This window comes from Fodinicurvata sediminis DSM 21159, from assembly GCF_000420625.1.
Taxonomy (GTDB): Bacteria; Pseudomonadota; Alphaproteobacteria; order Kiloniellales; family DSM-21159; genus Fodinicurvata; species Fodinicurvata sediminis.
The window spans coordinates 1-2,088 of the sequence record NZ_ATVH01000010.1 but is presented as its reverse complement, the minus strand read 5'-3'; the positions used below and the strand labels follow the sequence as shown (position 1 = coordinate 2,088).

Here is a 2,088-nt window from a genome sequence, read left to right as displayed (position 1 = left end):
CCCGCCTTCATAAAACCTCCCTCACCTTGAGGCTGCGCGAAGCGCACTCGAAAGGTCTCTTGCACCGGCGGCGCCGCTGGCATGCTTCCCAGCGCTAAGCGTCAGCAGGACCCAGAGGCACTTTCTCCCAGCAGGCCCGCCAATTCCTCCAGCTCCTCCTGCGACAACCCGCCATTCGCCGGGGTCAGCAGCCCCCGGCCTTCCAGAGGGTAGTGAACTCACATTGGTCAAGATCCGGTTGCCGGCGTGGATTTTCGCGAGGATTCCCTCCTCTGCGGCACGCCACTGCGCAACTGTGATACGCGCAAAAGCAACAGATGCAGCGACAAGCCCCGCCGCCAAGAATCTGTCATGCGCAGTCCCGGTAGCGCCAACGACGATGAGCGAGGAATATTATAGTAAGAAATGTTTATAATTGAATTTATATATATTATTATTACTTTCTATCTTTATTTAATTGATTCACCCAAATTTTAGTACGTTCATCGCTACAAAAATCCTCTTTCTGAATACGAGACCAATAGGTCTCAACACTTCCTCTTTGATTCTTAAGCCACTGCCCTAAGGCTTCTAATTCAATGTCATCAAATCCATAATAAAAGCTTTCCTCGATGTATTTCGTACACTCTTCAGGACCTCTCCTGCCACCCCCACTAGGACGTGAATCCGCAATTTCTCCCCAGCGCTCCCACATATGCGGAGAAACGAAGCATCTTGATGCCTCCTGCAATCTATACTCAACAGAGCCACAGTCATAACCTGAATCAGAAATATATGTTACTGCCATTACTATGGTAATGGGAATAGTTATAAACCAGAATCCAATATATAATTTTAATGCAAATAAAAAATATCTCATTATTAATTAACTATTAAACCATACGCCACCCACTTTATACTCCACATCATTTCCTTCTCTATCCTCACCCTTTCCTACAGACCCTTTTCCCGGACCAAGCGCTGTAAATTCCCCTGAAGCAGAGTTTCCATCGTTACATGCCACAGACCAACTTCCCTTGGTCTCACTTGAAAAGGTATATGTTCCTGTACATCTGACTTTATCTTCCATATCAATTTTTATGAGACCTGATTCTTTATTCGAAATTTCTATCTCACCAATCATATTTCCGTATTTGTTATCCCAATAAACTGCCATTTTCCTGATATCACCAGATTCATCATCCGATTTTACCGAAAAGTCTCCACTATTAGAGAATTGTTTTTGGGAGGAAGCACTGGATTTTCTGGAAATCCGACCAGCAGAATCCGGTTCGCTAACGTCCCCTTCCCAAACTATTCGATGATTGATGCCGTAGGTATAGCAGGGGACACCATTTGAATATTTTTCACATTCGTCGATGGCTTTTTGTGCTGTCACAACTCCCCAACAGCCATCATAGACGGTTTGACACCCAGTCCAGCCAGATGCTTTTCCATTTTCGGAAACTGCAAAATATCCTGTCTGATAAGAACTTCTGTAACTTTGGTAAGCGCTCTGAACGTCCTGGCTCATTGTAATATCCCCATGCCCGACCTTATCCGCGTTCTGCAACTGGCAGGAGGAAAGAATGAGGGAAGTGAAAGTCACTACCGGAATATAAATGACAGCTTTTGATAGACTTCCGCTCATAGCTACCCCCGATACACTGGAACGAATATGGTGAACTGGTGGGATCCTTTATCCGCTTTAGCTCTACAACCAAAGGGTGCCCGCTGAAGTTGTTTTCCGTCAATGAAATCCTCAAGCAGGCTCTCCAATTCCTCCAACTCCTCGCGCAACAGACCGCTGTTGGCAGGGGGTAGCTGGCCGCGGTCTTCCAGCAGAGCGATGAACTCGCCCGGGGTCATGGACTAGAAGACGCAGGAACTGAGCCCCAACAGTCCGAAGGCCAGGACCAACGGCCGGGGCCAGTACTTCGACGGGGCTCCGTATGAGATGTTTCGAGGCTTTACCTTCGGCAAAGCGCCTCAACATGCGGAAAGGAGGGAGAGGGCTTAAGAGACTGGAATAAAGCATAAAAAAAACCTCCCGCCTTCATAAAACCTCCCTCACCTTGAGGCTGCGCGAAGCGCACTCGAAAGGTCTCT

2 protein-coding genes are annotated in these 2,088 nt (G+C 47.5%); both read right to left on the bottom strand.

Features of this window, described 5'->3' with window-relative positions; translation table 11 throughout:
* Nucleotides 1-436: 436 nt before the first annotated feature.
* On the bottom strand, nucleotides 437-859 hold the full coding sequence (locus G502_RS22195; RefSeq protein WP_155957765.1) for a hypothetical protein: 423 nt from the start codon (nucleotides 857-859) through the stop codon (nucleotides 437-439).
* Nucleotides 860-865: 6 nt separating this feature from the next.
* Complete coding sequence (locus G502_RS22190) at nucleotides 866-1,630, bottom strand: hypothetical protein (protein WP_155957764.1); 765 nt, start codon at nucleotides 1,628-1,630, stop codon at nucleotides 866-868.
* Nucleotides 1,631-2,088 lie beyond the last annotated feature (458 nt).